This is a genomic window from Streptomyces sp. NPDC058295 (genome assembly GCF_042880655.1).
Classification (GTDB): Bacteria; Actinomycetota; Actinomycetes; order Streptomycetales; family Streptomycetaceae; genus Streptomyces; species Streptomyces coriariae.
Genome location: NZ_JBHVYO010000054.1, coordinates 20,701 through 45,274, shown reverse-complemented (window position 1 = coordinate 45,274; position 24,574 = coordinate 20,701). Strand labels below are relative to the sequence as shown.

General features: G+C 71.6%; 23 protein-coding genes, 1 tRNA gene and 1 riboswitch. Of the genes, 10 read left to right on the top strand and 14 right to left on the bottom strand.

Going from position 1 to position 24,574, the window contains the following annotated elements:
* The first annotated feature begins 778 nt into the window (after window positions 1–778).
* Window positions 779–868: riboswitch (cobalamin riboswitch) on the top strand.
* Window positions 869–1,013: 145 nt separating this feature from the next.
* On the top strand, window positions 1,014–3,392 hold the full coding sequence (locus ACFVYS_RS37220) for a ribonucleoside-diphosphate reductase subunit alpha (protein WP_389509401.1): 2,379 nt from the start codon (window positions 1,014–1,016) through the stop codon (window positions 3,390–3,392).
* Window positions 3,392–4,420, top strand: a complete 1,029-nt coding sequence (locus ACFVYS_RS37215; RefSeq protein WP_389509399.1) for a ribonucleotide-diphosphate reductase subunit beta — start codon at window positions 3,392–3,394, stop codon at window positions 4,418–4,420. The genes ACFVYS_RS37220 and ACFVYS_RS37215 overlap by 1 nt, the downstream gene beginning before the upstream one ends.
* Here the strand turns inward: ACFVYS_RS37215 and ACFVYS_RS37210 are convergent.
* The gene (locus ACFVYS_RS37210; RefSeq protein WP_057603344.1) at window positions 4,333–4,575 is read right to left on the bottom strand and encodes a hypothetical protein; all 243 of its coding nucleotides are present in this window, start codon (window positions 4,573–4,575) and stop codon (window positions 4,333–4,335) included. The genes ACFVYS_RS37215 and ACFVYS_RS37210 overlap by 88 nt on opposite strands.
* A gap of 116 nt (window positions 4,576–4,691) precedes the next feature.
* On the opposite strand from ACFVYS_RS37210, the gene ACFVYS_RS37205 reads away from it, so the two are divergent.
* Window positions 4,692–5,660, top strand: a complete 969-nt coding sequence (locus tag ACFVYS_RS37205; protein ID WP_389509397.1) for a helix-turn-helix domain-containing protein — start codon at window positions 4,692–4,694, stop codon at window positions 5,658–5,660.
* A gap of 10 nt (window positions 5,661–5,670) precedes the next feature.
* Here the strand turns inward: ACFVYS_RS37205 and ACFVYS_RS37200 are convergent, their stop codons facing one another.
* The 10 genes from ACFVYS_RS37200 to ACFVYS_RS37155 all read right to left on the bottom strand — a co-directional run bounded on the left by ACFVYS_RS37200 (window position 5,671) and on the right by ACFVYS_RS37155 (window position 15,723).
* Window positions 5,671–7,041: a cytochrome P450 gene (locus tag ACFVYS_RS37200; RefSeq protein ID WP_389509395.1), complete on the bottom strand. Its 1,371-nt coding sequence runs from the start codon at window positions 7,039–7,041 to the stop codon at window positions 5,671–5,673.
* Window positions 7,038–8,090: an epi-isozizaene synthase gene (gene cyc1 / locus ACFVYS_RS37195; protein WP_389509393.1), complete on the bottom strand. Its 1,053-nt coding sequence runs from the start codon at window positions 8,088–8,090 to the stop codon at window positions 7,038–7,040. The genes ACFVYS_RS37200 and cyc1 overlap by 4 nt, the downstream gene beginning before the upstream one ends.
* 327 nt (window positions 8,091–8,417) lie before the next feature.
* Entirely contained in the window at window positions 8,418–9,068 is a 651-nt protein-coding gene (def, locus tag ACFVYS_RS37190; RefSeq protein WP_142266110.1) for a peptide deformylase, read from the bottom strand.
* 124 nt (window positions 9,069–9,192) lie between these two features.
* A complete protein-coding gene (locus tag ACFVYS_RS37185; protein WP_020130775.1) occupies window positions 9,193–10,173 on the bottom strand; it encodes a hypothetical protein in 981 nt (326 codons plus the stop codon).
* A gap of 105 nt (window positions 10,174–10,278) precedes the next feature.
* Window positions 10,279–11,517, bottom strand: a complete 1,239-nt coding sequence (locus tag ACFVYS_RS37180; RefSeq protein WP_389509390.1) for an HD-GYP domain-containing protein — start codon at window positions 11,515–11,517, stop codon at window positions 10,279–10,281.
* Entirely contained in the window at window positions 11,514–12,821 is a 1,308-nt protein-coding gene (locus ACFVYS_RS37175; protein WP_389509388.1) for an HD-GYP domain-containing protein, read from the bottom strand. The genes ACFVYS_RS37180 and ACFVYS_RS37175 overlap by 4 nt, the downstream gene beginning before the upstream one ends.
* A gap of 179 nt (window positions 12,822–13,000) precedes the next feature.
* The gene (gene rsrA / locus ACFVYS_RS37170; protein ID WP_389509386.1) at window positions 13,001–13,303 is read right to left on the bottom strand and encodes a mycothiol system anti-sigma-R factor; all 303 of its coding nucleotides are present in this window, start codon (window positions 13,301–13,303) and stop codon (window positions 13,001–13,003) included.
* The gene (locus tag ACFVYS_RS37165) at window positions 13,300–14,160 is read right to left on the bottom strand and encodes a sigma-70 family RNA polymerase sigma factor (RefSeq protein ID WP_389509384.1); all 861 of its coding nucleotides are present in this window, start codon (window positions 14,158–14,160) and stop codon (window positions 13,300–13,302) included. Before ACFVYS_RS37165 ends, rsrA begins: the two co-directional genes overlap by 4 nt.
* 98 nt (window positions 14,161–14,258) lie before the next feature.
* A complete protein-coding gene (locus ACFVYS_RS37160; RefSeq protein ID WP_389509382.1) occupies window positions 14,259–14,906 on the bottom strand; it encodes an alpha/beta family hydrolase in 648 nt (215 codons plus the stop codon).
* 1 nt (window position 14,907) lies between these two features.
* Window positions 14,908–15,723, bottom strand: a complete 816-nt coding sequence (locus tag ACFVYS_RS37155; protein WP_389509380.1) for an SOS response-associated peptidase — start codon at window positions 15,721–15,723, stop codon at window positions 14,908–14,910.
* Between the two features lie 50 nt (window positions 15,724–15,773).
* Here ACFVYS_RS37155 and ACFVYS_RS37150 point away from each other — a divergent pair, with 50 nt between their 5' ends.
* The 4 genes from ACFVYS_RS37150 to ACFVYS_RS37135 all read left to right on the top strand — a co-directional run bounded on the left by ACFVYS_RS37150 (window position 15,774) and on the right by ACFVYS_RS37135 (window position 19,432).
* Entirely contained in the window at window positions 15,774–16,496 is a 723-nt protein-coding gene (locus tag ACFVYS_RS37150) for a M50 family metallopeptidase (RefSeq protein WP_389509378.1), read from the top strand.
* A 122-nt stretch (window positions 16,497–16,618) separates the two neighbouring features.
* A complete protein-coding gene (gene aroA / locus ACFVYS_RS37145; RefSeq protein WP_389509376.1) occupies window positions 16,619–17,959 on the top strand; it encodes a 3-phosphoshikimate 1-carboxyvinyltransferase in 1,341 nt (446 codons plus the stop codon).
* Window positions 17,960–17,970: 11 nt separating this feature from the next.
* Window positions 17,971–18,981 (top strand): ribosome small subunit-dependent GTPase A, encoded by a 1,011-nt coding sequence (gene rsgA, locus ACFVYS_RS37140; protein ID WP_142266105.1) that lies wholly within the window; start codon window positions 17,971–17,973, stop codon window positions 18,979–18,981.
* Between the two features lie 127 nt (window positions 18,982–19,108).
* Entirely contained in the window at window positions 19,109–19,432 is a 324-nt protein-coding gene (locus tag ACFVYS_RS37135) for a multidrug efflux SMR transporter (RefSeq protein ID WP_057603330.1), read from the top strand.
* Here the strand turns inward: ACFVYS_RS37135 and ACFVYS_RS37130 are convergent.
* Window positions 19,426–20,052 carry a TetR/AcrR family transcriptional regulator gene (locus tag ACFVYS_RS37130; RefSeq protein WP_389509374.1) on the bottom strand — a complete coding sequence of 209 codons (627 nt, stop codon included), beginning with the start codon at window positions 20,050–20,052 and terminating at the stop codon, window positions 19,426–19,428. The genes ACFVYS_RS37135 and ACFVYS_RS37130 overlap by 7 nt on opposite strands.
* A gap of 168 nt (window positions 20,053–20,220) precedes the next feature.
* Here ACFVYS_RS37130 and hisN point away from each other — a divergent pair, with 168 nt between their 5' ends.
* The 3 genes from hisN (at window position 20,221) to ACFVYS_RS37115 (ending at window position 22,223) form a co-directional block, all read left to right on the top strand.
* Window positions 20,221–21,021, top strand: coding sequence for a histidinol-phosphatase (hisN, locus tag ACFVYS_RS37125; RefSeq protein WP_389509372.1), 801 nt, complete (start codon window positions 20,221–20,223; stop codon window positions 21,019–21,021).
* 157 nt (window positions 21,022–21,178) lie between these two features.
* Window positions 21,179–21,571, top strand: a complete 393-nt coding sequence (locus tag ACFVYS_RS37120; protein WP_389509370.1) for a cyclic nucleotide-binding/CBS domain-containing protein — start codon at window positions 21,179–21,181, stop codon at window positions 21,569–21,571.
* 235 nt (window positions 21,572–21,806) lie between these two features.
* Window positions 21,807–22,223, top strand: coding sequence for a Fur family transcriptional regulator (locus ACFVYS_RS37115; protein WP_028807000.1), 417 nt, complete (start codon window positions 21,807–21,809; stop codon window positions 22,221–22,223).
* A 107-nt stretch (window positions 22,224–22,330) separates the two neighbouring features.
* On the opposite strand, the gene ACFVYS_RS37110 is transcribed toward ACFVYS_RS37115, so the two are convergent.
* Window positions 22,331–22,404: transfer RNA gene (locus ACFVYS_RS37110), tRNA-Met, on the bottom strand.
* A gap of 274 nt (window positions 22,405–22,678) precedes the next feature.
* Window positions 22,679–24,541, bottom strand: coding sequence for a tetratricopeptide repeat protein (locus ACFVYS_RS37105; protein WP_389509368.1), 1,863 nt, complete (start codon window positions 24,539–24,541; stop codon window positions 22,679–22,681).
* Window positions 24,542–24,574: the final 33 nt, after the last annotated feature.

Sequence of the window (24,574 nt, the reverse complement as noted above, 5' to 3'; positions counted from 1 at the left end):
CCCCGGGGCGGGTACGGGCAGAGCTGGAACCTGCAGTCGGGCAGACAGGTCGTGCCCGGTGCGGGCGGGGTGGACGTGCCGACGCGCAGTCCCGGTCGCAGCGGCTCCCGGTCCGTACGGATACAGGGCGGCAACGACATTCCGGGCTGTTCCATGCGGGCCAGGCGTTCCTCGACCTCGTCCGGGTGCCCGTCGCGTTCGATGAGGTTCAGCATCACCAGGACGTCGGCGACGAGACGTTGGGCGCGCGGGTCGAGGGTGCTCCAGCCGACCGAGGGCGGAATCCACTGGCTGTGCTTGCGGTATCCCCCGGTGCCGCCCGCGCGGGCGCCGATGTTGTCGGCGACGCCCTTCTCGTCGATCCACAGGAACCGCTCGGGCTGTCCGGTCTCCAGGGCGAGGGCGACCAGGTCGCCGGCCTCGGCGACGAACGGATGCAGGCGCCGCCGGGCCGGTGCGCCGGACTGGTCCGGGTGCCGACGCCTCCTTCCGTGGAATCACTCCCGGCAGGCTCCGTAACCCGGGCGTCGGGCACACCCGGGGCCATGGATCTCGCGCGGCAGGGCTGCCCGAACGGCGCGCCGCGGGCGGCCCCTCGCGGCCGCGGACGTCGGGGTTCCGTCCGCACACCCGAGCGGAACCGGAATCCCCTGTCAGACCGGAACGATCTCACCCTGATCGCCTGTCAGCTGACGCTCTGAAACCACCCCGACACAACATCTGGGGGTGGCGTGACAGGTGAGCACAAGATGTATGCTCATGCTCGCTGTCGCCGCAGGGGAATCCGGTGCGAATCCGGAACTGTCCCGCAACGGTGTACTCGCGTGCATCCATACCCGTATGCGCACGCCTGTTCAGTCCGAGGTCCTGCCGACAGCGTGCCCGGCCGTCCGGTCCGGGTGCCCTGACGTCCGGGTCTCGTGGAGTGGGCCGGTGGACGCGACGCCCCCGCGCGCTCGTGTGCTGCCCCCTGCCCTCCGCAAGGCCCACCGCCGAGCGAGGGAGAGCCCCACGTGACCATCGCGCCAGCCGAGCCGGTTTCCGTCACCGAGCTGGAGACCGACGGTCCCGGTACCGCGTTGCTGCGGACCCTGACCGAGCTGACCGCCGACCTGCCCGCCGCCGACCCCGGCCGGGTCGCCGCCGCCGCCCTGCGCGGCCGGTCCGCACGGGCTGCCTCCGAGATCACCGCGGAGCTGCGCGAGCTGGCCACGGAGGCGGCCGCGGGCCTGATCTCCGAGGACCCCGCCTACTCGAAGCTGGCCGCCCGGCTGCTGACGATCAGCATCGCCGCGGAGGCCGCCTCCCAGGGCGTCACCTCGTTCACGGGATCGGTCGCCGTCGGCCACCGCGAGGGCCTGATCGCCGACCGCACCGCCGAGTTCGTGCGCGTCCACGCGGTCCGCCTCGACGCCCTGATCGACGAACAGGCCGACGACCGCTTCGGCTACTTCGGGCTCCGCACCCTGCACAGCCGCTACCTCCTGCGGCACCCGATCACCCGCAAGGTCGTCGAGACGCCGCAGCACTTCCTGCTGCGCGTCGCCTCCGGCCTCGCCGAGGACGACACGCCCCGTTCCCTGGACGAGGTCGCCGCGCTCTACCGGCTGATGAGCCGTCTGGACTACCTGCCGTCCTCCCCCACGCTCTTCAACTCCGGTACCCGGCATCCCCAGATGTCGTCCTGCTACCTCCTCGACTCGCCGCTGGACGAGCTGGACTCCATCTACGACCGCTACCACCAGGTGGCCCGGCTGTCGAAGCACGCGGGCGGCATCGGACTGTCGTACTCCCGGATCCGCAGCCGCGGTTCGCTGATCCGTGGCACCAACGGGCACTCCAACGGCATCGTGCCGTTCCTGAAGACGCTCGACGCCTCGGTCGCCGCGGTGAACCAGGGCGGCCGGCGCAAGGGCGCGGCGGCGGTCTACCTGGAGACCTGGCACTCCGACATCGAGGAGTTCCTGGAGCTGCGGGACAACACCGGTGAGGACGCCCGCCGGACGCACAACCTGAACCTCGCGCACTGGATCCCGGACGAGTTCATGCGCCGGGTCAACGCCGACGCCCCCTGGTCGCTGTTCTCCCCCGCCGACGTGCCCGAGCTCGTCGACCTGTGGGGCGAGGAGTTCGACGCGGCCTACCGCAAGGCCGAGGAGGCGGGCCTCGCGAAGAAGACCATCCCGGCCCGTGATCTCTACGGCCGCATGATGCGCACCCTCGCGCAGACCGGCAACGGCTGGATGACCTTCAAGGACGCGGCCAACCGCACCGCCAACCAGACGGCCGAGCCGGGCCACGTCGTGCACTCCTCCAACCTCTGCACGGAGATCCTGGAGGTCACGGACGACGGCGAGACGGCGGTCTGCAACCTGGGTTCGGTGAACCTCGGCGCGTTCGTCGACGCGACGGCGGGCACGATCGACTGGGAGCGGCTGGACGAGACCGTCCGCACGGCCGTCACCTTCCTCGACCGGGTCGTCGACATCAACTTCTACCCGACCGAGCAGGCGGGCCGCTCCAACGCCCGCTGGCGTCCGGTCGGTCTGGGCGCGATGGGTCTCCAGGACGTCTTCTTCAAGCTGCGGCTGCCCTTCGACTCGCCCGAGGCGAAGGCGCTGTCCACCCGGATCGCCGAGCGCATCATGCTCGCCGCCTACGAGGCCTCCGCCGAGCTGGCCGAGCGCAACGGCCCGCTGCCGGCCTGGGAGAAGACCCGTACGGCCAGGGGCGTGCTGCACCCGGACCACTACGGCGTCGAGTTCAGCTGGCCCGAGCGCTGGGCGGCCCTGCGCGAGCGGATCGCGCAGACCGGCCTGCGCAACTCCCTGCTCCTCGCCATCGCCCCCACCGCCACCATCGCGTCCATCGCGGGCGTGTACGAGTGCATCGAGCCGCAGGTGTCCAACCTGTTCAAGCGCGAGACGCTGTCCGGCGAGTTCCTCCAGGTCAACTCCTACCTGGTGCAGGACCTCAAGGACCTCGGCGTCTGGGACGCCCGCACCCGTGAGGCGCTGCGCGAGTCCAGCGGCTCGGTGCAGGACTTCTCCTGGATCCCGGCGGACGTGCGCGCCCTGTACCGCACGGCGTGGGAGATCCCGCAGCGCGGCCTGATCGACATGGCCGCCGCCCGCACCCCGTACCTGGACCAGGCGCAGTCCCTGAACCTGTTCCTGGAGACGCCGACCATCGGCAAGCTCTCCTCGATGTACGCGTACGCCTGGAAGTCGGGCCTGAAGACGACGTACTACCTGCGCTCCCGCCCGGCGACCCGTATCGCCCGCGCGGCCCAGGCGCAGACCCCCGCCGCCATCCCCGTGCAGCAGGTGACCTCGGAAGAGGCCGTCGCCTGCTCCCTTGAGAACCCCGAGTCCTGCGAGGCCTGCCAGTAATGACCAGCGAAGCCAAGACCGTGTCTGCCAAGAACCTGCTCGACCCGGGCTTCGAGCTGACCCTTCGCCCGATGCGCTACCCGGACTTCTACGAGCGCTACCGGGACGCCATCAAGAACACCTGGACCGTCGAGGAGGTCGACCTCCACTCGGACGTCGCCGACCTGGCGAAGCTGTCCGAGGGCGAGCAGCACATGATCGGCCGGCTGGTCGCGTTCTTCGCGACGGGCGACTCGATCGTGGCGAACAACCTCGTGCTCACGCTGTACAAGCACATCAACTCCCCCGAGGCGCGCCTCTATCTGTCGAGGCAGCTCTTCGAGGAGGCCGTGCACGTCCAGTTCTATCTGACGCTGCTGGACACCTACCTCCCCGACCCGGAGGACAGGACGGCGGCCTTCGACGCGGTCGAGAACATCCCGTCCATCCGCGAGAAGGCCGAGTTCTGCTTCAAGTGGATCAACGAGGTCGAGAAGCTGGACCGGCTGGAGACCAAGGCCGACCGCCGCCGCTTCCTGCTCAACCTGATCTGCTTCGCCGCGTGCATCGAGGGCCTGTTCTTCTACGGCGCCTTCGCGTACGTCTACTGGTTCCGCAGCCGGGGCCTGCTGCACGGCCTCGCCACGGGCACCAACTGGGTGTTCCGTGACGAGACGATGCACATGAGCTTCGCCTTCGAGGTGGTCGACACCGTCCGCAAGGAGGAGCCGGACCTCTTCGACGACCAGCTCCAGGAGGAGGTGACCGCCATGCTGCGGGAGGCCGTCGAGGCCGAGCTCCAGTTCGGGCGCGACCTGTGCGGCGAGGGGCTGCCGGGCATGAACACCGACTCGATGCGCCAGTACCTCGAGTGCGTCGCCGACCAGCGTCTGTCGCGGCTCGGGTTCGCCCCGGTGTACGGCTCGGAGAACCCCTTCTCCTTCATGGAGCTCCAGGGCGTTCAGGAGCTGACCAACTTCTTCGAGCGCCGTCCGTCGGCGTACCAGGTCGCGGTGGAGGGCACCGTCGACCTGGACGAGGACTTCTGACCCTCCCTCTCCCCCCGGGCCTCCTGGGCCTCCCTGATCTGCCGGTCGGCGCGCCGGTCGCGCACGACGCCGAGCACGGACGGGAGGACCAGGAGGACGAGGATCCCGAGGACCATGAGCATTCCGATGAGGCCTTCGATCTGGTTCGTGTTCATGGACATCAGTCTGCTGCCGGACACTCCTGACCGGCAGTGGCAGGACTGCCGCACACCTTCAAATTCCTGCCACTTCGGGTGCACACTGGGAGCATGCTGCCGAAGCGAGGCCGATCATGCTGAAGAACGTGGCCGCCGTCCTGGTCGACGGTGTGCATCCCTTTGAACTCGGCGTCGTCTGCGAGGTGTTCGGCCTCGACCGGAGCGACGAGGGGCTTCCGGTGTACGACTTCGCCGTGGTGTCGGCGGAGGGCCCGGTCCTGGGCACCCACGTCGGCGGGCTCACCGTGTCCACGCCGTACGGCCTCGACCGGCTGGAGGAGGCCGACCTGATCGCCGTACCGGCCGCGGACGCGAACATCGACCGCGTGTATCCGCCCGAGCTGCTCGACGCGCTGCGCCGGGCCGTGGACCGGGGTGCCCGGGTGCTCAGCGTGTGTTCCGGGGTGTTCGTGCTGGGCGCCGCGGGGCTGCTCGACGGCCGGCGCTGCGCCGCGCACTGGCGGCACGCGGACGTGCTGGCCCGCCGCTACCCCCGCACGGCCGTCGAGCCGGACGTGCTGTACGTCGACGAGGACCCGGTGATCACCTCGGCCGGCACGGCCGCCGGTATCGACGCCTGTCTGCACCTGGTCCGCAAGGAGCAGGGGCCCGAGGTCGCCAACCGGATCGCCCGGCGGATGGTGGTGCCGCCGCACCGGGACGGCGGCCAGGCCCAGTACATCGAGCGGCCGCTGCCCCGGTCGCGGTGCGACACCGTCGGCGAGGTGCTCGCGTGGATGGAGCAACACCTCGACGAGGAGGTCACGGTGGAGCAACTCGCGGAACGCGCCCACATGTCACCGCGCACCTTCGCCCGCCGGTTCCAGCAGGAGACGGGCACCACCCCCTACCGGTGGCTGCTGCGTCAGCGGGTGCTGCTGGCCCAGCACCTGCTGGAGGCGACGGACGAGACGGTGGACGCGATCGCCTGGCGCGCCGGCTTCGGTACGGCAGGCGCCCTGCGCCACCAGTTCGTGCAGGCGCTGGGGACGTCCCCCAACGCCTACCGGCGCACGTTCCGCGGCCCGCAGGCCGTCGCCTGAGCCGCGGTTCTCACCCGGACACCGCCCGCAGCAGCAGCCGGCGCGGCCGGAGCGTGATGCCGATGTGCGTCCGGTTGTCGGAGCCCGGCGCCGGCTCGAAGCGGAACGCGGACGCCACCACCGCGGTGATCAGCGTCAGCTCGGCCATCGAGAAGTGGTCGCTCGGGCACTTCCGGTTGCCGACGCCGAACGGCGTCATGGCGTATTTCGGCACCTCCGGGGCGCCGCCGGGCAGCCAGCGGTCGGGATCGAACTCCGTGTGCCGCTCGTACGACCGCGGATCGCGCTGTACGGCGTACGGGCTGTAGACGATGTCGGCGCCCGCGGGAATGCGGTAGCCGCCGAGCTCGGTCTCGGTCACCGCGCGCCGGGTCAATATCCATACGGCGGGATACAGCCGCATGGTCTCGACGACGACATTGGCGGTGTGCTGGAGCTTTCGGACGTCGCCGAATGCGACCGGCCGGTCACCGACGACGCTTTTCACCTCTTCGCGGATCTTGTCCACCTGGTCGGGGTGCTCGGTGAGGACGTGGAGCAGCGACATGACCACAGAGCCGGCTGTTTCGCTGCCCGGGGTGAGTATCGCGATGACCTGGTCGTGGATCTCCTGTTCCCCGATCGGGTCACCATTCCCGTCCTTCGCCTCCAGCAAAGCCGTCAGCAAATCGTCCGGTTTTTGACCGGATGCACGGCGGTCGGCAATGATCTCGTCCACCAGCCGATGCAGATCGGCCAGCGCCCGGTTGAATTCGCGGTTGGCCGGAATCGGTACCCGATAAAGCGGCCCGAGGGGCACCACCATGCGCTGGTACATACCGGCGAACAGGGTGGCGAGCGCGGACGTGATGCGCTCGGACCGGGCGTCCATATAGCTGCCGCGCATCAGACAGCGGGCGGAGATGCGCACGGACACCCGGAAGGCCTCCGCGGTGACGTCGAGGACCTCGCCGTTCCGCCAGCGCTCGACGAGCGCGTACGCCTCCTCCTCCATGATCGGCCCGTAACCGGGGATGGCGTCGAGCCGGAACGCGGGCTGGATCGTGCGCCGCTGACGGCGGTGCAGCGGGCCGTTGGCCGTGGCCACGCCCTCCTTGCCGAGCAGGCTCTCCAGGGACTCCCACAGGGGCCCCGAGATGATGTAGTCCGGGCTGAGCGCCAGGGCGCCGGTGAGCTCCGGCGCGGTGACGGCGTACACCGTCTTGGGGCCGAGCCTGAGGCGGACGATGTCGCCGTGGTCGCGGAGCTGGGCCAGGAAGGCCAGCGGGTCACGGGCCAGCTTCCAGCCGTGTCCGAGGAGCGGAACCCTGCCACCGGCCAACGGTGGCTCGCGCAGTTCGGGCGCCGCGGGGGTCGCGGGTTTCACCGACTCGACGGTCATTTCTCACCTGCCGCTTCGTTGTTGACGTACGGGGGCGTGGACCGGTCGTCCCAGCTGTCGACCATGTATCGGCCGGACTCGTGGTGGAACCAGTAGACGGAACTGAACCAGTTCCGCATATTGCCGAGACAGGACCGCACTGCGGCGCCGAGTTGGTTTCCGCGGATCGTCCCGTCGGCCAGCCGGTCGGCGAGCCTTAAGACGTCCTTCTCGACGACGAGGAACTCGGAAATGCATTCCTCGACGCGTCGCCTGACTTCCTCGACGGCCTCTTCCAGGGTCAGTCCCTCATGGGTGATGAGACTGATTCCGAGATTGTGCACCTCATCGCCCGCTATTTCCTTGGGAAGCGAGCAGAGGTCGTTGTACCAGGCGGCGAATTCCTGACTCAGCAGCGCCGCGCGGTGAAATGCGGGGTGTTTCCGCACCGGGTCCGGGAGTTCTTGTCCCGCACTCGGCTCCAGCAGGTCGGTCCAGATCCAGTGCGCGAACGTGAGCCGCCGCAGCGCCAGGTATTCCTCGACCCCTGGAATGCGCCCTTCGATTCGGTTGTGGAATTCCCGGTCGTACGCGTCGATCACGGCGTGGAAGTGCCGGGTGAACCGGGCGTTCCAGGTACCGGGAAGGAAGGAGTGCAGCCGGCTCACGCTGTTCGCGAGCCCGGCGACCAGCGGATCCGGGTGGCACAGATGCTCCGCCGGGGCGTCCAGGGCCGCGTGCAAGCGGAACCTGAGCCGCCGCCAGGAGGACGTCCGGCCGTGAACGACGTCGCGGTCGTGCCGGTCGTCCCAGACGAAGAACCACGCGCTGTAGTCGGCGATGGCCTGCATGACCTCGTCGGGTGCGCCGAGGTAGAAGCCCGCCATCAGGTCGGTGTAGCAAAGTCCGTCGGCATATTCTGCGACCTTGTCCGCCGGCATCAACCGCATTTCCAGCAGCCAGGAGCGCGTCTTCTCCTGCAACTGGGGCCAATACGGATGCAGTTGCCGGGGAAACGCCGCCTCGATGACCGGAAGAGAGAGCGAGGGAGGGACCGCGGGCGCGGCCACCGTCGCTGTGGTGCTGTATGTGGTGCTGTATGGGAAAGCTGGCACGGACAACCCCTCTCAGCCGCCAGTGGGCACACACCCCTCCCCCCGTGCCGGGCGTGCGCCGTTGCGTATCCCCGCACTTCCCATTCAGCACTACAACTGACCGTTCTGGGAACGGATTTGCTTCATTCACCACCCCAACATGCCGAGAATCCCCCCTGCATGACTGGTTACGGATCAGCAGATGTGCAGTAGATGTGCGTAAGCGATCGAACGTCCGTCGGACACACGAACGACGCCCGGCCGGAAGGATCCCGGCCGGGCGTCGTGGTGGTGCGGGTGGGCTCAGTCGTTGGCGACCACGGGATAACGTGGCTCGTTCTCGGCCATCTGCCGCAGGGCGTCCTTGCGTTCACGCTTGGACAGACGGTCGATGTAGAGGTAGCCGTACAGGTGGTCGGTCTCGTGCTGCAAACACCGAGCGAAGTAACCGGTGCCGCGCACCTTGATCGGGTTGCCCTGCTCGTCCTGCCCGGTCACCTCGGCGTAGTCGGGACGGGCCAGCGGCGCGTAGGCGGTGGGCACCGACAGACAGCCCTCGTTGCTGTCGTCCAGCCGGCGCCGGTCGGCGGGCAGTTCGACGAGCTTCGGGTTGCAGACGACGCCGGTGTGCCGGGCGCCCTCGTCGTCGGGGCAGTCGTAGACGAAGACCTTCAGGTCGACGCCGATCTGGTTGGCGGCCAGGCCCACTCCCTCGGCGGTGTGCTGCGAGGCGAACATGTCCGCGACCAGCTGCCGCAGCTCCTCACCGAACTCGGTGACGTCCCTGCACTCCTTGTGCAGCACCGGGTTCCCGACGACGGTGATCGGCCGCGAGGTGCCGGCCTCACGCCATGCCAGCTCGCGCGCCTCCGCCTCCTCGGTGTCGATGACGAAGCCCTCGTCGTCCACGGGGAGCACGCCCGCGTGCTGCTGATCGGTGTCCTGCTGCGCCATGACCGACGATGCCTTCCTCAAACAGACAGGGGGTGAATGCTCGATACAGGGTACGGGCAGCGCGCCCCCTCAGGGGCGCGGGGAACGGCGCGACCAGCCACGACGAACACGCGGTCGAAAGCGGTCAGCAGACCTCTTCCAGATCCCGCCAGTCCCGGGAATCGGGGCTGTCGGCGACCCACCCGTCCAGCAACCCCCGGACCAGAGAGGCCGGGGCGGCCACGCCGCACTCCCGCTCCGGCACCCACAGTTGCCCATCAGTCCGGTGCCCGAGCGGACCCGGATGCCCCGGCTCGCTGTGGTCGTGCGGGTCGAGATGCTCGCCGTCACCCTCGTCGGACGGCATCCGTGACTCCGAGCACATCCGGCAGAGCAGCCGCACCGACGACGACCAGTCCTCCGCCGCGAAGCCCGCGTCGGCCGCCAGCTGCTCCAGCGCGTCCCGGTCGGACTCGGTGGCCGCCTCCAGCAGGACGACCCAGGTCGGCACGGGCGACGGCGCCCACAGCTCGATCTCGTCGAAGACCGGGTAGGAGTGGCCGGTGGCGGTGGTCCGCTCGCCGTGCGGTACCCCGTCGTGCAGCACGACCTCGCCCCAGCGCCGCCCGGACGACGGCAACGGGATGGACAGCACCTCCATCCGGGCGGGGTCCAGCCGCCGCCCCCACACCACCTCGGCCTCGCCCTCGGGCGACAGCCGTACGGCCGCGCTGCCCAACTCCATACCGACCGGCTCGCCCGCGCCTATGGCGTTGCCGGGCACCCGCAGCCCGTACGCCTGCCAGGCGCGGCGGGCCAGCGGCCAGTCCTGGAGGGCGGTGGCCGCGATGCCCACGTTCCACCAGTCGGGGGCGCCGGCCTCGCGGTCGAGCAGGGCGACGGCCCGCAGCCCCGCCGTGCGGGCCTGCTCCCAGTCGTGCCGGAACTTGTGCAGCAGGGCGAGGTTGAACCAGGACTCGGACAGCCAGGGTTCCAGGTCGGCGGCACGTGTCAGCAGCGCCCCCGCGTCCTCGTACCGCCCGTCGCCGATCAGCGTGAACGCGCGGTCGGTGGCCTGCCGCCAGGAGGCGGAGGGCCGGTGCCGTCCCTTGCCGAAGATCCTCACGATTCCCGCCTGCCAGTTCCGTTCTGTGGGCTGGCCAGTGCCCCCGGACACTCTCTCCCTCGCATCCAACCACGTGTGGCCGGAGAGCCGCTCATTACCCATGGGTTACCCACCCACGGGCGAGGTCAGACAACGCCGCGAAAGCACCCTGGCCAGGGCCTCCACCACCTCGGGCGCATACTCCCCGCCGGTGCCGAGGCGCAGCTCCTCCAAGGCGGTGAGGGGCCCACCGGGACCGCTGCCCCGGACCTTCTCCTCGTATGCGTTCACCACCCGGACTATGCGCGCGGCCACCGGCTGCTCCGGGTAGGGGTCGGCCTGCCGCTCGACGACCGCGGCGACCTGGGCGCCCGCTCCGGTCTGGCGGACGACGGCCCCGCCGAGCAGCGCGATCCGCCGCTGCTGGGCCGCCGGCAGCCCGGCGGTGGCGCCGGCCGGGACCGGGTCGACGAGGCTGAGCTGGCCGATGTCGTGCATGAGGGCCGCGTACTCCAGGACGGTCAGCTCGGGCTCCGGCAGCCCCAGGTCCAGGCCCACGGCCTGGCTGAGGGCGGCGACCCGGCGGGCGTGCCCGGCCGGGGTGTACCCGGCGATCTCCGTGGCACGGGCCAGCGAGGCGATGGTCTGCCGGTAGGTGGCCCGCACCGCCGCGTACCGGCGCAGCGACAGCTGGGTGAGCAGCAGCGGCACCGAGAACACCGGCAGCGCCCACAGCCCGACGACGGCCACCGCGAGCGCCATCACCGCCCCCGTCGCGCAGACCGCCGAGCCGATCCCGGGCACCGCCCGCAACTCGTCCCGCAGCAGCGGGGCGAACGGCCAGCCGGTACGCGAGTGGGCGAGCGCGGCGGCGACCACGGCGTCGCACAGGACGGTCAGGACGAGCAGCGCGAGCAGCAGCAGCGCGTAGGCGGGCCCGCTCCAGCCGTCGAACACCCCGCGGTTGTGGAGCGGCTGGAAGCAGACGGCGGCGAACCCGACGGCCAGTACCCGCCGGACCAGGTGGTCGAGGACGGCCTGTCCACGGGCCAGCTGCGGCACGCTGCCGAGCAGGGAGGCGGTGACCACCACCGCCACGACCTGGGTGACCCCGTGCTGCGTGGGGTGCCCGGCGTGCCCTCCGACCAGCGCGTACGACAGTGAACCGGCGGCGCCGAGCGGCGCGGCCTCCCGCAGCCGGGGCCCGCTCTGGGGGCGGGTCAGCTCCCCGACGGCGACGAGGATCCCGAAGGCGAGCGCGACGGGGCGGTCCTCGACACCCGTCAGGAACGTGCCGAGGAGGGAGGCGGCGACGAGCAGCGCGGCCGCGGAGTGGAGGGCGACATGCGAGCGGCGGACGGTCATCGGCGTACCTCGGACCGGTCGTCGGAGTTCTGCGCGGGCACGGCCGGCCGGTCCTCCTCGGCGGTCACGACCGGATGCCAGCCGTCCCGGGTGATGACGTGCGCCAGCGCCGCGACCATCCGGGGGTCGAACTGGGCGCCCGCGCACCGCCGCAGCTCCTCCAGGGCGACGTGCACCGGCCGGGCCCTGCTGTAGGACCTGGTGGACGTCATGGCGTCGAAGGCGTCCGCGACGGCGACCACCCGGGCCGGCTCCGGGATCTGGCTGCCCACCAGCCCGTACGGATAGCCCTTGCCGTCGATGCGTTCGTGGTGGTGGAGGATCGCCGAGCGGGCCTCGCCGAGGAAGGAGATCCCGCGGGTGATCTCGTGCCCGTACTCGGGGTGCAGCTCGATCACGCGCCGCTCCTGCGGTGTCAGCGGCCCCTCCTTGCGCAACAGCCGGGTGGGGACGCCGAGTTTGCCGACGTCGTGCAGGATCCCGGCGAAGCGGAGCATGTCGATCCGGCTCTCGTCCATCCCCAGTTCGCGCCCGATCAGCACCGAGGCCTGGCCGACGCGCTCGCTGTGGCCGCGCGTGTAGCCGTCCTTGATGTCGACGGCCTGCACCAGGGCGCGGATGGTCGCCTGGTGAGCGGCGCGCTCCCGGTGGTACTGGGCGAACACCCACCACGACACGGCCATCGGGAACAGCACGAGCAGGGCGGCCACCGGCCCGTACGGGCTGAGCCACAGCACGGCCATCATCAGCCCGCCGAGCCCGTGCACCGCCAGCGGCGCCAGGGAGCGCAGGAACAGCCCCCGGCAGGCCCGCCGCAGCGGCAGCCCCTCGGCGAGCGCGAGCATCCCGCCGTCCAGCAGGGCGAGCGCGGCGCAGAACACCAGCACGGCGGCGCCGGCCGGCACCAGCGCGTACGGCAGGTCGGAACCGGCCACCGCGTCCCGCCCGCCGAGCGCGGCGTGCGCCCGGGCGGCCGCCCACACGGCGAGCGACGCGTGGGCGGCCCGCCAGACCCGGCGCAGCAGAAAAGGGCGCCGCTCGACGTGCGAGAACAGCGCCCCGGGCAGCGGGACGAGAGCGGCCGCGGCCGGCGAGAGCAGGAACGCCCCGGCCAGCAGCACGGGGTGGAGGGTGCCGGCGAACCTGCGCCGGGCGATCCGCTCGCCGCCGGCGTACAGGGCGGCGAGCAGGGCGACGGCCCACCAGGGGGTGCGCGCGCCGGGCAGCGAGGGGAGCGTGCAGAGGAGGGCGCCGAGGGCGACACAGGCGGCGTAGGCGCGCGCCCGCGCCGGAGTCCCATCCATGACGCCTCCCCCAGCCGTACCTGTCCGGGCTCAGGAGCCTAGGACGGCCGGGGGTGGGTCCGCGGGCGTATCACCCGTGGATTAGCACATTCGAGTGACGGCAGCGCTTTCTGAAAGCGGCTGTCCCGGAAGCGGGCTTCAGAAGCGGGCTTCCGGGAAGTGGGCCTTCCGCAACCGGCTCAGCTCTCCTGGGGTGTCGCCGTCACATCGTGATCGGGGACGGCCTGGCCGGAGCGGATCAGGTCGATCCGGCCCATCACCTTGGCGCGCAGGTCGGTCGGCACGTCGTCACTCCCGCAGCACCGCTTGACCAGCTTCTTCACGGCCTCCTCCAGCCCGTACTTCTCCAGGCAGGGGGAGCACTCCTCGAAGTGGTGCTGGAACTTGTCCCGGTCCAGCGGAGGCATCTCGCTGTCGAGGTACTCGTACAGGTGGTCGAGGACCTCACCGCAGTCCGTCTCGTGCGGATCTCCGCAGCTCATGAGCCCGAACCTTTCGCTTCGTTCGACTCTCCGGCACCGGCCGGGACCAACCCACGCTCACGGGCGTAGTCCTCGAGCATGCCGCGCAGTTGACGGCGGCCCCGGTGCAGCCGGGACATCACCGTACCGATGGGTGTCCCCATGATGTCCGCGATCTCCTTGTACGCAAAGCCCTCTACGTCCGCGAGATACACGGCGATCCGGAACTCCTCGGGGATGGCCTGAAGGGCCGCCTTCACGTCCGAGTCGGGCAGGTGGTCCAGCGCCTGCGACTCCGCGGAGCGCAGACCGGTGGACATGTGCGACTCGGCACGCGCCAACTGCCAGTCCTCGATCTCCTCGGCCGCGCTGCGCTGGGGTTCACGCTGCTTCTTGCGGTACGAGTTGATGAAGGTGTTGGTGAGGATCCGGTACAGCCAGGCCTTGAGGTTGGTGCCCTCACGGAACTGGTGGAAGGACGCGTACGCCTTCGCGTACGTCTCCTGCACCAGGTCCTCGGCGTCGGCCGGGTTGCGCGTCATGCGCAGCGCGGCCGAGTACATCTGGTCGAGGAACTCGAGCGCGTCCCGCTCGAAGCGCGCGCTGCGCTCGGCGGTGGACTCCGCGCCCGTCTCCTGGCTCACGCCCTGGCCCTCGGGCAGCTCCGCCTGGCCGTTGTCGGTCCCTGCGTCGGTACCGGTGACCGGACCCACCTCCTCAAGATCGCGGGTAGGACCGAAACCGATCCCACTCGAATCGGAGGATAGACGACTACCCGCGCCTGCCGCCGCTCCAATAGGAGCGGTCCTGGCCGCGTGCAGCACCGTCCACTCCAGATCGGTGCGGCTGCTGCGGCTCGGGCAGATGGTCGAACCCATGCGGCGGACTTCCTCTCCCACTGATGTCGGTGCCGGTTGTTCAGCACTTCTGTCCGCCTCAACAGCGCCCGGCCCCTCCGCATTCCCCTCCCGTCACCTCACCCGAGGGACGCGACCCAGCCCACGACTCCCGCGGTGACGACCTCCAGCGTCTCCTCCTGCGTGACCCCGGCCCGCTTGGGCACCGCGAACCCGTGATCGCCGTACGGCACCTCCACGAGGTCGTACCCGCCCGCGGGGAACTCGTCCGGCCTGCCGAAGGCGTCGTTGCCGCCCTGCACCACGAGGGTCGGCACCCCCGCCCCGAGCAGCTCGTCAGCGCGGGACTTCTCCGGCCTGCCCGGCGGGTGGAGCGGGAAACTCAGCGCGAGCACGGCGTGCGCACCGAGCTCGGTGGCCGTACGACAGGCCACCCGCGCGCCGGCCGACCGGCCGCCCGAGATCACCGGCAGCCCGGGCGCGACGACGGCCGGCCAGATCCCGCGCCAGCCGACGTCGAGGGTCCTCGGCGCGGGCGCGACCTTCTTGCCCGCCACCCGCCAGGGCTGCTCGACGAGAGCGACGCTCACCCCGCGTCCGGGCAGCACGGCGGCGAGCGCCCGGAGGTCGCGGGCCTCGACACCGCCCCCGGCGCCATGGCTCACGGCGAGGACGAGCCTCGGCTTCTCGGCGTGGTGCCAGGTGATGCGGGCGGTACCCGCCTCGGTCTCCACCGTTTCGGTGCTCACCACTGTTTCGCTGCTCACGTCAGAAGAGTGTGCCCTCCTCGGGCCCCTCCAGCTCCTTCAGCAGCTCCGAGCCGTTGTTGCGGACGTTGCTGACGGCCGTGGACACCGGGTAGGCGCGCATCAGCCCGGTCGGCGGGGGTTCGAGGAGCGAGCGGAGATCGTCGACGTCCGTCCGCGCCGGGTCGAGCCAGGCGTCCCAGCGGTCCGGGGTCAGCATCAGCGGCATCCGGGGGTGGATGTCGGCGAGGGCGTGCGGGCCGTCGGCGGGGGCCACGGCGAGCGGGGAGGTCTCCGCCTCGGTCGTGATCACCGAGCACGTCACCCACCAGGCCCGCGGATGGTCGTCGGGCAGGGTCCGGTCCCGCCAGAACTCGTACAGCCCGGCCATCGCGAAGACCGTGCCGTCGGCCGGGAGCACGAAGTAGGGCTGCTTGCGCGGCCGCTTCCTCTTCCCCTCGACCTCCAGGTCCCGCTCCTGGACGCCGGTGACCCACTCGTAGTAGCCGTCGGCGGGCAGGACGCAGCGCCGGGTGGCGAAGGCGCGGCGGTAGGAGGGCTTCTCATGGACGGTCTCGGCGCGCGCGTTGATCATCCGCGCGCCGCCCTCGGGGGTCTTCGCCCAGGAGGGGACCAGTCCCCACTTCAGCTTCCGCAGCTGCCGAACCGGCCGCCGGTCGTCGGCGTCCTTCAACGGACGGTCGAGGACGGCGTAGACCTCCTTGGTCGGCGCCACGTTGTAGTCGGGCTCCAGGGCCTCCTCGGGCTCCCACTTGTCGACCTCAAAGATTCCTGCGAGATCCTCGGGCCTGCGACTCGCTGCATACCGTCCGCACATACGTGCCACACTGCCAGACTCCGTGAGCCGAAAGGGAGCCACCAGAAAACATGGAGAGCACCGCCGCCCTCGCGCTGCCCGACCTGTGGGACCGCCTCGTCGGCACCCAGTCCGACCCCGACCTGTGGGTGGTGGTGGCCACCGCGGTCGCCGCCCTCGCGGTCGTCGTGCCGCACACCCTGTGGCGGATATCGCGCAACGCCATCACCATCGCCCACGAGGGTGGTCACGGCCTGGTCGCGCTGCTGACCGGCCGACAGCTGACCGGGATCCGGTTGCACTCCGACACCAGTGGCCTGACCCTCAGCCGGGGCAAGCCGCACGGCCTCGGCATGATCCTCACCGCGGCGGCCGGCTACACCGCTCCCCCGCTGCTCGGCCTGGGCGGCGCCGCCCTCCTCGGGGCCGGCCGCATCACCCTGCTGCTGTGGGCGGCCACGGCCCTGCTGGTCGTGATGCTGGTGATGATCCGCAACGCGTACGGCGCCCTCACGGTGGTCCTCACCGGCGGCACCTTCCTGCTGGTGTCCTGGCTGGCGGGACCGCAGGTGCAGGCGGCCTTCGCGTACGCGGTGGTGTGGTTCCTGCTGCTGGGCGGGGTCCGCCCGGCCTTCGAGCTCCAGGCGAAGCGCTCACGCGGCGGCGCGGGCGACTCCGACGCGGACCAGCTGTCCCGGCTGACCCACGTACCGGCGGGCCTGTGGCTGTTCCTGTTCCACGCGGTGAGCCTGTGCGCCCTGCTGGGCGGGGGCCGGTGGCTGCTGGGGCTGTGAGGCAGCTCCGGAGCGGCACGTCACGGGGGTGCGGGAGGGTGACCTCCGCGGCTCCGCACCGGGGCACGGCCGGGCCCGACGGCGCCGCACCCGATGCACGGCCGACCACTAAAGTGGGGCCCATGGCCCCGAACCCCGCCCACACCGCCCTCTGGCCCGCCCCGCACGCGAGCGAGGCCGTCGCCGCGACGGTCCACGTGCCGGGGTCCAAGTCCGTCACCAACCGTGCCCTGGTCCTCGCCTCCCTCGCCTCCGAGCCCGGCTGGCTGCGCCGCCCCCTGCGCTCCCGCGACACCCTGCTGATGGCGGGCGCCCTGCGCCAGATGGGCGTCGGCATCGAGGAGACCGTGTCGTCCAGCTCCTCCGGCGCGGGGAGCCCCGACGGGACCGGCGAGGCCTGGCGGATCCTCCCCGCGGGGCTGCGCGGACCTGCCACGGTCGACGTCGGCAACGCGGGCACGGTGATGCGCTTCCTGCCGCCGGTCGCCGCCCTCGCCGACGGCCCCGTCCACTTCGACGGCGACCCGCGCTCGTACGAGCGACCCCTGAACGGCGTGGTCGACGCGCTGCGGGTCCTCGGTGCCCGGATCGACGACGACGGCCGCGGCACGCTGCCGCTGACCGTGCACGGCGGAGGCGCGCTGGACGGCGGGACGGTGGAGATCGACGCCTCGTCCTCGTCCCAGTTCGTGTCGGCCCTGCTCCTGTCGGCCCCCCGCTTCAACCAGGGCGTGGAGGTCCGCCACACCGGCGCCACGCTGCCCTCCGTACCGCACATCCGGATGACGGTCGACATGCTGCGCGCGGTCGGCGCGCAGGTGGACACCCCGGAGTCGGGCGGCGAGCCGAACGTCTGGCGGGTCACCCCGGGCGCCCTGCTGGGCCGGGACCTGACGATCGAGCCGGATCTGTCCAACGCCCAGCCGTTCCTGGCGGCGGCGCTGGTGACGGGCGGCCGGGTGCTGATCCCGGACTGGCCGGCCCGCACCACCCAGCCGGGTGACCGGCTGCGCGAGATCTTCACCGAGATGGGCGGTTCCTGTGAACTGGCCGACTACGGCCTGGTCTTCACCGGCTCGGGCTCGATCCACGGCATCGACGTCGATCTGGGCGACGTCGGCGAGCTGACCCCGGGCATCGCGGCGGTCGCCGCCCTCGCGGACTCCCCGTCCACCCTGCGGGGCGTGTCCCACCTGCGCCTGCACGAGACGGACCGGCTGGCCGCGCTGACGAAGGAGATCAACGAGCTCGGCGGTGATGTGACGGAGACCGCCGACGGTCTGCACATCCGCCCGCGCCGGCTGCACGGCGGGATCTTCCACACCTACGACGACCACCGCATGGCGACGGCCGGCGCGATCATCGGCCTGGCGGTGGAGGGCGTGCAGATCGAGAACGTGGCGACGACGGCGAAGACCCTGCCGGACTTCCCGGAACTGTGGACCGGAATGCTCGGGGTATAGGGACTTTCGCCATGCGCCGCTACAGCAAGAACACCGACGAGGACGACATCCGCAGCCGCCCGAACCGCAAGGGCAACCGACCTCGCACGCACATCCGCCCCAAGCACGAGGACGCCGCCGAGGGCATGGTCCTCACCGTCGACCGGGGCCGGCTGACCTGCCTGGTCGACGACCGGATCGTGATGGCGATGAAGGCCCGCGAGCTGGGCCGCAAGGCCGCGATCGTGGGCGACCGGGTCGCGATCGTCGGCGACCTGTCCGGCAAGAAGGACACCCTGGCCCGTATCGTCCGCATCGAGAAGCGCACCTCGGCACTGCGCCGCACCGCGGACGACGACGACCCCTACGAGCGCGTCGTCGTGGCCAACGCCGACCAGCTCGCCGTGGTCACCGCCCTCGCCGACCCCGAGCCCCGCCCGCGTCTGATCGACCGCTGCCTGGTGGCGGCCTTCGACGCCGGCCTCGCCCCCCTGCTGGTCATGACGAAGTCGGACCTGGCCTCGCCGGACAAGCTGCTGGAGCTGTACGGCCATCTCGACATCCCGTACGTCGTCACCAGCCGCGACGAGCTGGAGAACGGCGACGCGGCGGACCGGGTGCGGGCGTTCCTGGCCGGGCGGATCACGGCGTTCGTCGGTCACTCGGGCGTCGGGAAGACGACCCTGGTCAACGCGCTGGTCCCGGAGGAGCGGCGACGGGTGACCGGCCATGTGAACGCGGTGACCGGCCGCGGCCGCCACACCACGACCTCGGCGCTGGCCCTGCCCCTGGCGGGCACGGACGACTGGGTGATCGACACCCCGGGCGTGCGGTCCTTCGGCCTGCACCACGTCGACCCGTCCCGGGTGGTCCTCGCCTTCCCCGACCTGGTGCCGGGCACGGAGGGCTGCCCGCGCGCGTGCAGTCACGACGAGAAGGACTGCGCGCTGGACGCGTGGGTGGCCGAGGGTCATGCCGATCCGGCGCGGCTCTACTCCCTGCGCCGCCTGCTCGCCACCCGTGAGCGCACGGAAGGCGACTGATCCACCGGCTGACCAGCGGCTGATCCACCCGCTGACCACCGCGTTGTTTGCGTCCCCCCGGGCCCGGTAAGTGCATAATCGCACCGAGCCGGAGCCGGACCGGGCCGGGCGAACGGAGGGACAGCACATGGCGTGGCTGCTGGTCGTCGTGGCCGGATTGCTCGAGACCGGTTTCGCCGTGTGCCTCAAGCTGTCCCACGGCTTCACGAGGCTCTGGCCCACCATCGCCTTCTGCGCCTTCGCCCTGGGGAGCTTCGGTCTGCTGACCCTCTCCCTGAAGAAGCTCGACGTGGGCCCCGCCTACGCCGTGTGGACGGGTATCGGCGCGGCGGGCACCGCGATCTACGGCATGGTCTTCCTGGGCGACCTGGTGTCGGTCCTGAAGCTCGTCTCGATCAGCCTGGTGATCATAGGAGTGATCGGGCTCCAGCTGTCGGGGTCGGCTCACTGACCCGGCCGGTCGGCCGGATGCCGCTGGAGCGCCCCCCGTACCAGCTCCGCGACGCCGTCCTCACCCGGCGGGGGCGCGGCCACGCAGGACAGGGCGAGCCGGACGGCGAGTTCGCAGGAGCGGGCCAGGTCGGCGGCGTCGGCCCGGACGGCGCCGGGACCGGAGAGCACGGCCACGGCCCGGTCGCGGACGGCGCCCACCAGGTCACCGGGCGAGGGCAGCGGCCCGTCGGCCCGGCGCTGGGCGGGCACGGCGGAGGAGGACGGCACCGCCGAGAGCGTCGGCGAGGGCAGCCGCTCGCTCCAGAAGCCGGTGAGGACGGCCCGGACGAGGACGTTGTCGCGGGCGGCGGAGGTGGTCCACTCGGCGGTGGCGGTGAGTCTCTCCCGGGCGTCGCCGTGCACGGCCAGCGCCCGCTCGACCCCGGCGAGGTAGCCGTCGGCCTCGCGCCTCACGAGCGCCCGGGCCAGGCCCTCCTTGCTGCCGAACTCGTTGTACAGCGTCTGCCGGGACACCCCGGCTGCCGCGGCGACGTCCACCATCCGCACCGCGGCCCACGGCCGTAGTGCGAGCGCCTCGAAGGCGGCGTCCAGTAGGGATTCCCGCGCTGCAGGCATCATCGCCTCCCTGGGGCGAGCGGCTCTGCGCCCAGGTTTGACGCGGACGGGGGCACTGTCAAGGGTTCGCGGCGGCCGCCCATGGTTCACCGGCCGTGTCCACGGCTTCTCCACGTCCACCCCGCGGTCCCCTGTGGCCCGTTCTCACCTTCGGCGGATACGGTTCGTCCCATGCCGGACTACCACGACGACCTCCGACTCGCGCACGTCCTCGCGGACGCCGCCGACGCCGTGACCATGGACCGTTTCAAGGCCCTCGACCTCAAGGTCGAGACCAAACCGGACATGACCCCGGTGAGCGAGGCCGACAAGGCCGCCGAGGAGCTGATCCGCGGTCAGCTCCAGCGGGCCCGTCCACGCGACGCGATCCTCGGCGAGGAGTACGGCGTCCAGGGCACCGGCCCCCGCCGCTGGGTGATCGACCCGATCGACGGCACGAAGAACTACGTGCGGGGCGTTCCCGTCTGGGCCACCCTCATCTCGCTGACGGAGGCGGGCGAGGGGGGTTACCAGCCCGTGGTCGGCGTGGTCTCCGCCCCGGCGCTGGGCCGTCGCTGGTGGGCCGCGAAGGGACACGGCGCCTTCACCGGCCGCAGCCTGACCTCCGCCTCCCGGCTGCGCGTCTCCCGGGTCTCGGAACTCTCGGACGCCTCCTTCGCGTACTCCTCGCTGACCGGCTGGGAGGAACGCGGGCACCTGAACGGCTTCCTGGACCTGACCCGCGAGGTGTGGCGCACGCGCGCGTACGGCGACTTCTGGCCGTACATGATGGTCGCCGAGGGCTCGATCGACCTGTGCGCCGAACCCGAGCTCTCGCTCTGGGACATGGCGGCCACGGCGATCGTCGTGACGGAGGCCGGCGGCACCTTCACGGGCCTCGACGGCCGCCCGGGTCCGCACAGCGGCAACGCGGCCGCGTCGAACGGCCTGCTCCACGAGGAACTGCTGGGTTACCTCAACGAGCGCCACTGACAGACCCGCCTGAGACTCACATGAGCGCGCGCGCCCTCAATTGGCTGCGCGCGCCCTCTTGTTGACCCCCGCTTTACCTGCCACGCTGACAGCACCCCCCACTTGTGAACTTGTGAATCCATGAACAACCGTGGATTCTTAGGAGGTGGCTCCAGCCATGCTCGTCCGCGACGCCATGAGCACGGTGGTCCTCACCATCGGCCCCGCACACACCCTCCGTCAGGCCGCCGCCCTGATGTCCGCCCGCCGCGTCGGCGCGGCCATCGTCCTCGACCCGGACGCCGGCGGCATCGGCATCCTCACCGAGCGGGACATCCTCAACTCCGTGGCCCTGGGGCAGAATCCGGACACGGAACGCACCCACGCCCACACCACCAACGACGTCGTCTTCGCCGCTCCGAGCTGGACCCTGGAGGAGGCGGCCCAAGCCATGGCCCACGGCGGCTTCCGGCATCTGATCGTCCTCGACCGCGACGAACCGGCCGGCATCGTGTCGGTCCGGGACATCATCCGCTGCTGGGCGCCGGCGCGGCAGCAGGTACCGGCCTGAGCGAACGAGGCTGCGGAAGGCGGAGGGGCGGGCCGGGCCCCGAAGGGGAGCCCGGCCCGTTCGCCCACGACGAGCGGTCCAGTGCCGTCGGCCGCGCAGGGCCTGCCCCGCGACCTCCAGCCGCTCGCCGTGGATTCTGTCGACTTGATCCTACAGTGGACTTCATCCAATTCCATTAGAGATCTAAAGTCACACCTGTTCGGGACCTGGTCCCTGTAGCTGCTAGGCTGATTCCATGAGTGATCTCCTGGAACGACTGCGCGGACGCGGATGGCGGATGACCGCCCAACGGCGCGTCGTGGCCGAGGTGCTCGACGGTGACCATGTCCACCTGACCGCCGACGAGGTGCACTCCAGGGCCGTCGTCCGGCTGCCCGAGATCTCGCGGGCGACCGTCTACAACACGCTCGGCGAGCTGGTCTCGCTCGGCGAGGTGCTCGAGGTCGCCACCGACAAGCGCGCCAAGCGGTACGACCCGAACGCGCACCGCCCGCACCACCACCTGGTCTGCGCCCGGTGCGGGGCGATCAAGGACGTCCACCCGGGCGGCAACCCGCTGGCCGACCTCCCCGACTCGGAGCGCTTCGGCTTCACGGTCTCGGACGTCGAGGTGACGTACCGCGGGATCTGCCCGAACTGCGCGGCGGCGTAACGCCCTTCCCGTACGCGGGAACCCTGTCGCGCATCGCGGCGGGGCGCGGCGGGCCCGCAAACGACCGAGGGCCGGAACCCTTTCGGATTCCGGCCCTCGGCCTTTAGTAGCGGGGACAGGATTTGAACCTGCGACCTCTGGGTTATGAGCCCAGCGAGCTACCGAGCTGCTCCACCCCGCGCCGTTGAATGCAACGTTACGTGAAGGCCAAGGACAAAGGCAAATCCATTGACCACCACCCGTCGCTCCAGGTCAGAACGCCTCCGCCTCGGCCCGTCCGGCGCTTGAGGACGAGGCCCGGCCAGGGCCGACAGCGAGCGCCCGGGGCCGACAGCGGGTGCGGGGGGCGGCAGCCCTCGAGGACGGATCGGGACGGGAAGGGGCGGCGGGGGCGACAGACCGCTGTACGGGACCCGCCGCCGGTCCCACCCACCCCCGCCCCGCTACAGACGCCGTCAGGCGGACAGCTCTTCCCGCAACGCGTCCCGCAACCGAGCCGCCCGCTCGGCCACCTCTCCCGGCCCCAGCGACACGGCCCGGTCCGCCCACCGCTGCCCCTCGGCCAGCTCACCGCGACGCGCGTAGACCAGGGCGAGCCGCAACGCCGCCCGCCCGTGCCCGGCGTCGGCCGCCCGCGTCCACCACACAGCCGCCTCGGGCTCGCTCCCCTCGCGCGCGAGCAGCAGTCCGAGGTTGAACGCGCCGTTGCGCGACCCGGCCTCCGCGGCCGTCCGGTACCACCGGGCCGCCTCCACCACGTCCCCGCGCGCGGCGGCCAGCATCCCGACCCGGACCTGTGCCCGCCGGTGTCCCTGGGTCGCGGCCCGCTCGTACCACTCCTCGCACTCGGTCTTCTCGTGCACGGTCTCCCCGAGCTCGTGCGCGGGCTGCGGCGGCCGCCGCGCGTCCAGCACGGCCGCCAGCCGGTACGCCGCCTCCGCGCTCCCGCCGCCGGCCGCGCACCGCAGATGCCGCTCGGCCTCCTGCTCGTCCCCGTCGCGCAGGCGCGCGATCCCGACCTGGAGCGCCGCCTCGGTGTGCCCGGCGGCCGCCGCCCGCTCGTACCAGCGCAGCGCGACGGCCTCCTCGCCCCGCCCCGCGAACAGGATCCCGAGGTTGAACGCGGCGTCGACGCTGCCCGCCTCCGCCGCCTTGGAGAACCAGGGCTCGGCCCCGGCCGTGTCGCCGCCCTGGAGCAGCAGGATGGCCAGCGCGTTGGCCGCCTCCCGGTGCCCCGCGTAGGCGGCGCGCCGGTACCACTGCTCGGCCTGCACGGTGCGGCCCTGCTCGGCGCAGAGCAGGGCGAGGTTGTAGGCGCCGTTGTCGTCCCCGGCGTCCATCGCGGCCCGGTACCAGCGCTCGGCGGTCTGGGTCTGTCCCCGCTCGGCGTGCAGCGCGCCCAGTGCGTTCGCCGCGTTGCCGTCGCCCTCCTGCGCGGCCCGCAGCCACCAGATCGCCGCGCTCTCGGTGTCGCCGGCGTCGCGCAGCAGGAAACCGAGCGCGCAGGCGGCCCGTGCCTCGCCGTCCTTGGCGGACGTCAGGTACCAGCGTCCGGCCTCCTTCAGGTCGCCGCGCCGCTCCAGGATCGTCCCGAGGTGCAGGGCGGCCCGCCGGTGTCCGCGCGCGGCGGCCTGGCGGTACCACTGCTCGGCCTCCGCACGAACGATGACACCGTTGTCATGTTCGCACCCGTCCGCGTCGCCGTCCGTGTGGGAGCCCCTGCACTCCTGGTGGTCGAGGGCTCGGGCCAGCCGGTACGCCGCTTCCCGGTGCCCCCGCTCGGCGGCTGCCCGCATCCACTGCTCGGCCCCGGGGTCCCCACGGTGCTCCAGCAGGTCGGCGAGGGCGTACGCGCCCAGCGCGTGCCCCTGCTCGGCGGCCTGGCGAAGCCAGTACTCGGCGGCCGGCTCGTCGCCGCACTCACGGCGGTAGCGGCCCAGGGCGTGCGCGGCGGCGGCGGAACCGGCGACGGCGGCGACCCGCCACCAGCCGGCGGCCTCGTCGGGGTAACCGCGCTGGTGGAGCAGGACGCCCAGGTTGTTGGCGGCGGCCCGGTCGCCCTCCGCGGTGGCGGCACGCAGATGGGGCTCGGCTCCGTCGAGGTCACCGCGGCGCAGCAACATGGCCCCGAGGACGCTGACGGCCTCGACATCGCCGGCTTGCGCCGCGAGCCGCAGGCTCATCTCCTCGACGGCCTCCCCCGTCTCGACGGCGTCCGCCGTCTCGTCCCGGCTCTCGTCCGGGGTCGCTTCCTCACCGGAAGGCTGCACAAACCGCCCTGTCTCGAACAGAGTTGCCTTGTCCCCCATAACGTCCATCGTCGCACCACCCGCAACCCGGGTACACCTGGT

Coding starts and splice junctions, on each gene's coding strand:
- ACFVYS_RS37215 (WP_389509399.1), top strand. CDS start 3,392: ATGACCAGCGAAGCCAAGACCGTGTCTGCCAAGAACCTGCTCGACCCG.
- ACFVYS_RS37210 (WP_057603344.1), bottom strand. CDS start 4,575: ATGAACACGAACCAGATCGAAGGCCTCATCGGAATGCTCATGGTCCTC.
- ACFVYS_RS37135 (WP_057603330.1), top strand. CDS start 19,109: ATGGCGTGGCTGCTGGTCGTCGTGGCCGGATTGCTCGAGACCGGTTTC.
- rsrA (WP_389509386.1), bottom strand. CDS start 13,303: ATGAGCTGCGGAGATCCGCACGAGACGGACTGCGGTGAGGTCCTCGAC.
- ACFVYS_RS37180 (WP_389509390.1), bottom strand. CDS start 11,517: ATGACCGTCCGCCGCTCGCATGTCGCCCTCCACTCCGCGGCCGCGCTG.
- ACFVYS_RS37105 (WP_389509368.1), bottom strand. CDS start 24,541: ATGGACGTTATGGGGGACAAGGCAACTCTGTTCGAGACAGGGCGGTTT.
- ACFVYS_RS37150 (WP_389509378.1), top strand. CDS start 15,774: ATGGAGAGCACCGCCGCCCTCGCGCTGCCCGACCTGTGGGACCGCCTC.
- ACFVYS_RS37205 (WP_389509397.1), top strand. CDS start 4,692: ATGCTGAAGAACGTGGCCGCCGTCCTGGTCGACGGTGTGCATCCCTTT.
- hisN (WP_389509372.1), top strand. CDS start 20,221: ATGCCGGACTACCACGACGACCTCCGACTCGCGCACGTCCTCGCGGAC.
- ACFVYS_RS37115 (WP_028807000.1), top strand. CDS start 21,807: ATGAGTGATCTCCTGGAACGACTGCGCGGACGCGGATGGCGGATGACC.
- ACFVYS_RS37200 (WP_389509395.1), bottom strand. CDS start 7,041: ATGACCGTCGAGTCGGTGAAACCCGCGACCCCCGCGGCGCCCGAACTG.
- aroA (WP_389509376.1), top strand. CDS start 16,619: ATGGCCCCGAACCCCGCCCACACCGCCCTCTGGCCCGCCCCGCACGCG.
- ACFVYS_RS37130 (WP_389509374.1), bottom strand. CDS start 20,052: ATGATGCCTGCAGCGCGGGAATCCCTACTGGACGCCGCCTTCGAGGCG.
- rsgA (WP_142266105.1), top strand. CDS start 17,971: ATGCGCCGCTACAGCAAGAACACCGACGAGGACGACATCCGCAGCCGC.
- ACFVYS_RS37175 (WP_389509388.1), bottom strand. CDS start 12,821: ATGGATGGGACTCCGGCGCGGGCGCGCGCCTACGCCGCCTGTGTCGCC.
- ACFVYS_RS37120 (WP_389509370.1), top strand. CDS start 21,179: ATGCTCGTCCGCGACGCCATGAGCACGGTGGTCCTCACCATCGGCCCC.
- def (WP_142266110.1), bottom strand. CDS start 9,068: ATGGCGCAGCAGGACACCGATCAGCAGCACGCGGGCGTGCTCCCCGTG.
- ACFVYS_RS37155 (WP_389509380.1), bottom strand. CDS start 15,723: ATGTGCGGACGGTATGCAGCGAGTCGCAGGCCCGAGGATCTCGCAGGA.
- ACFVYS_RS37165 (WP_389509384.1), bottom strand. CDS start 14,160: ATGGGTTCGACCATCTGCCCGAGCCGCAGCAGCCGCACCGATCTGGAG.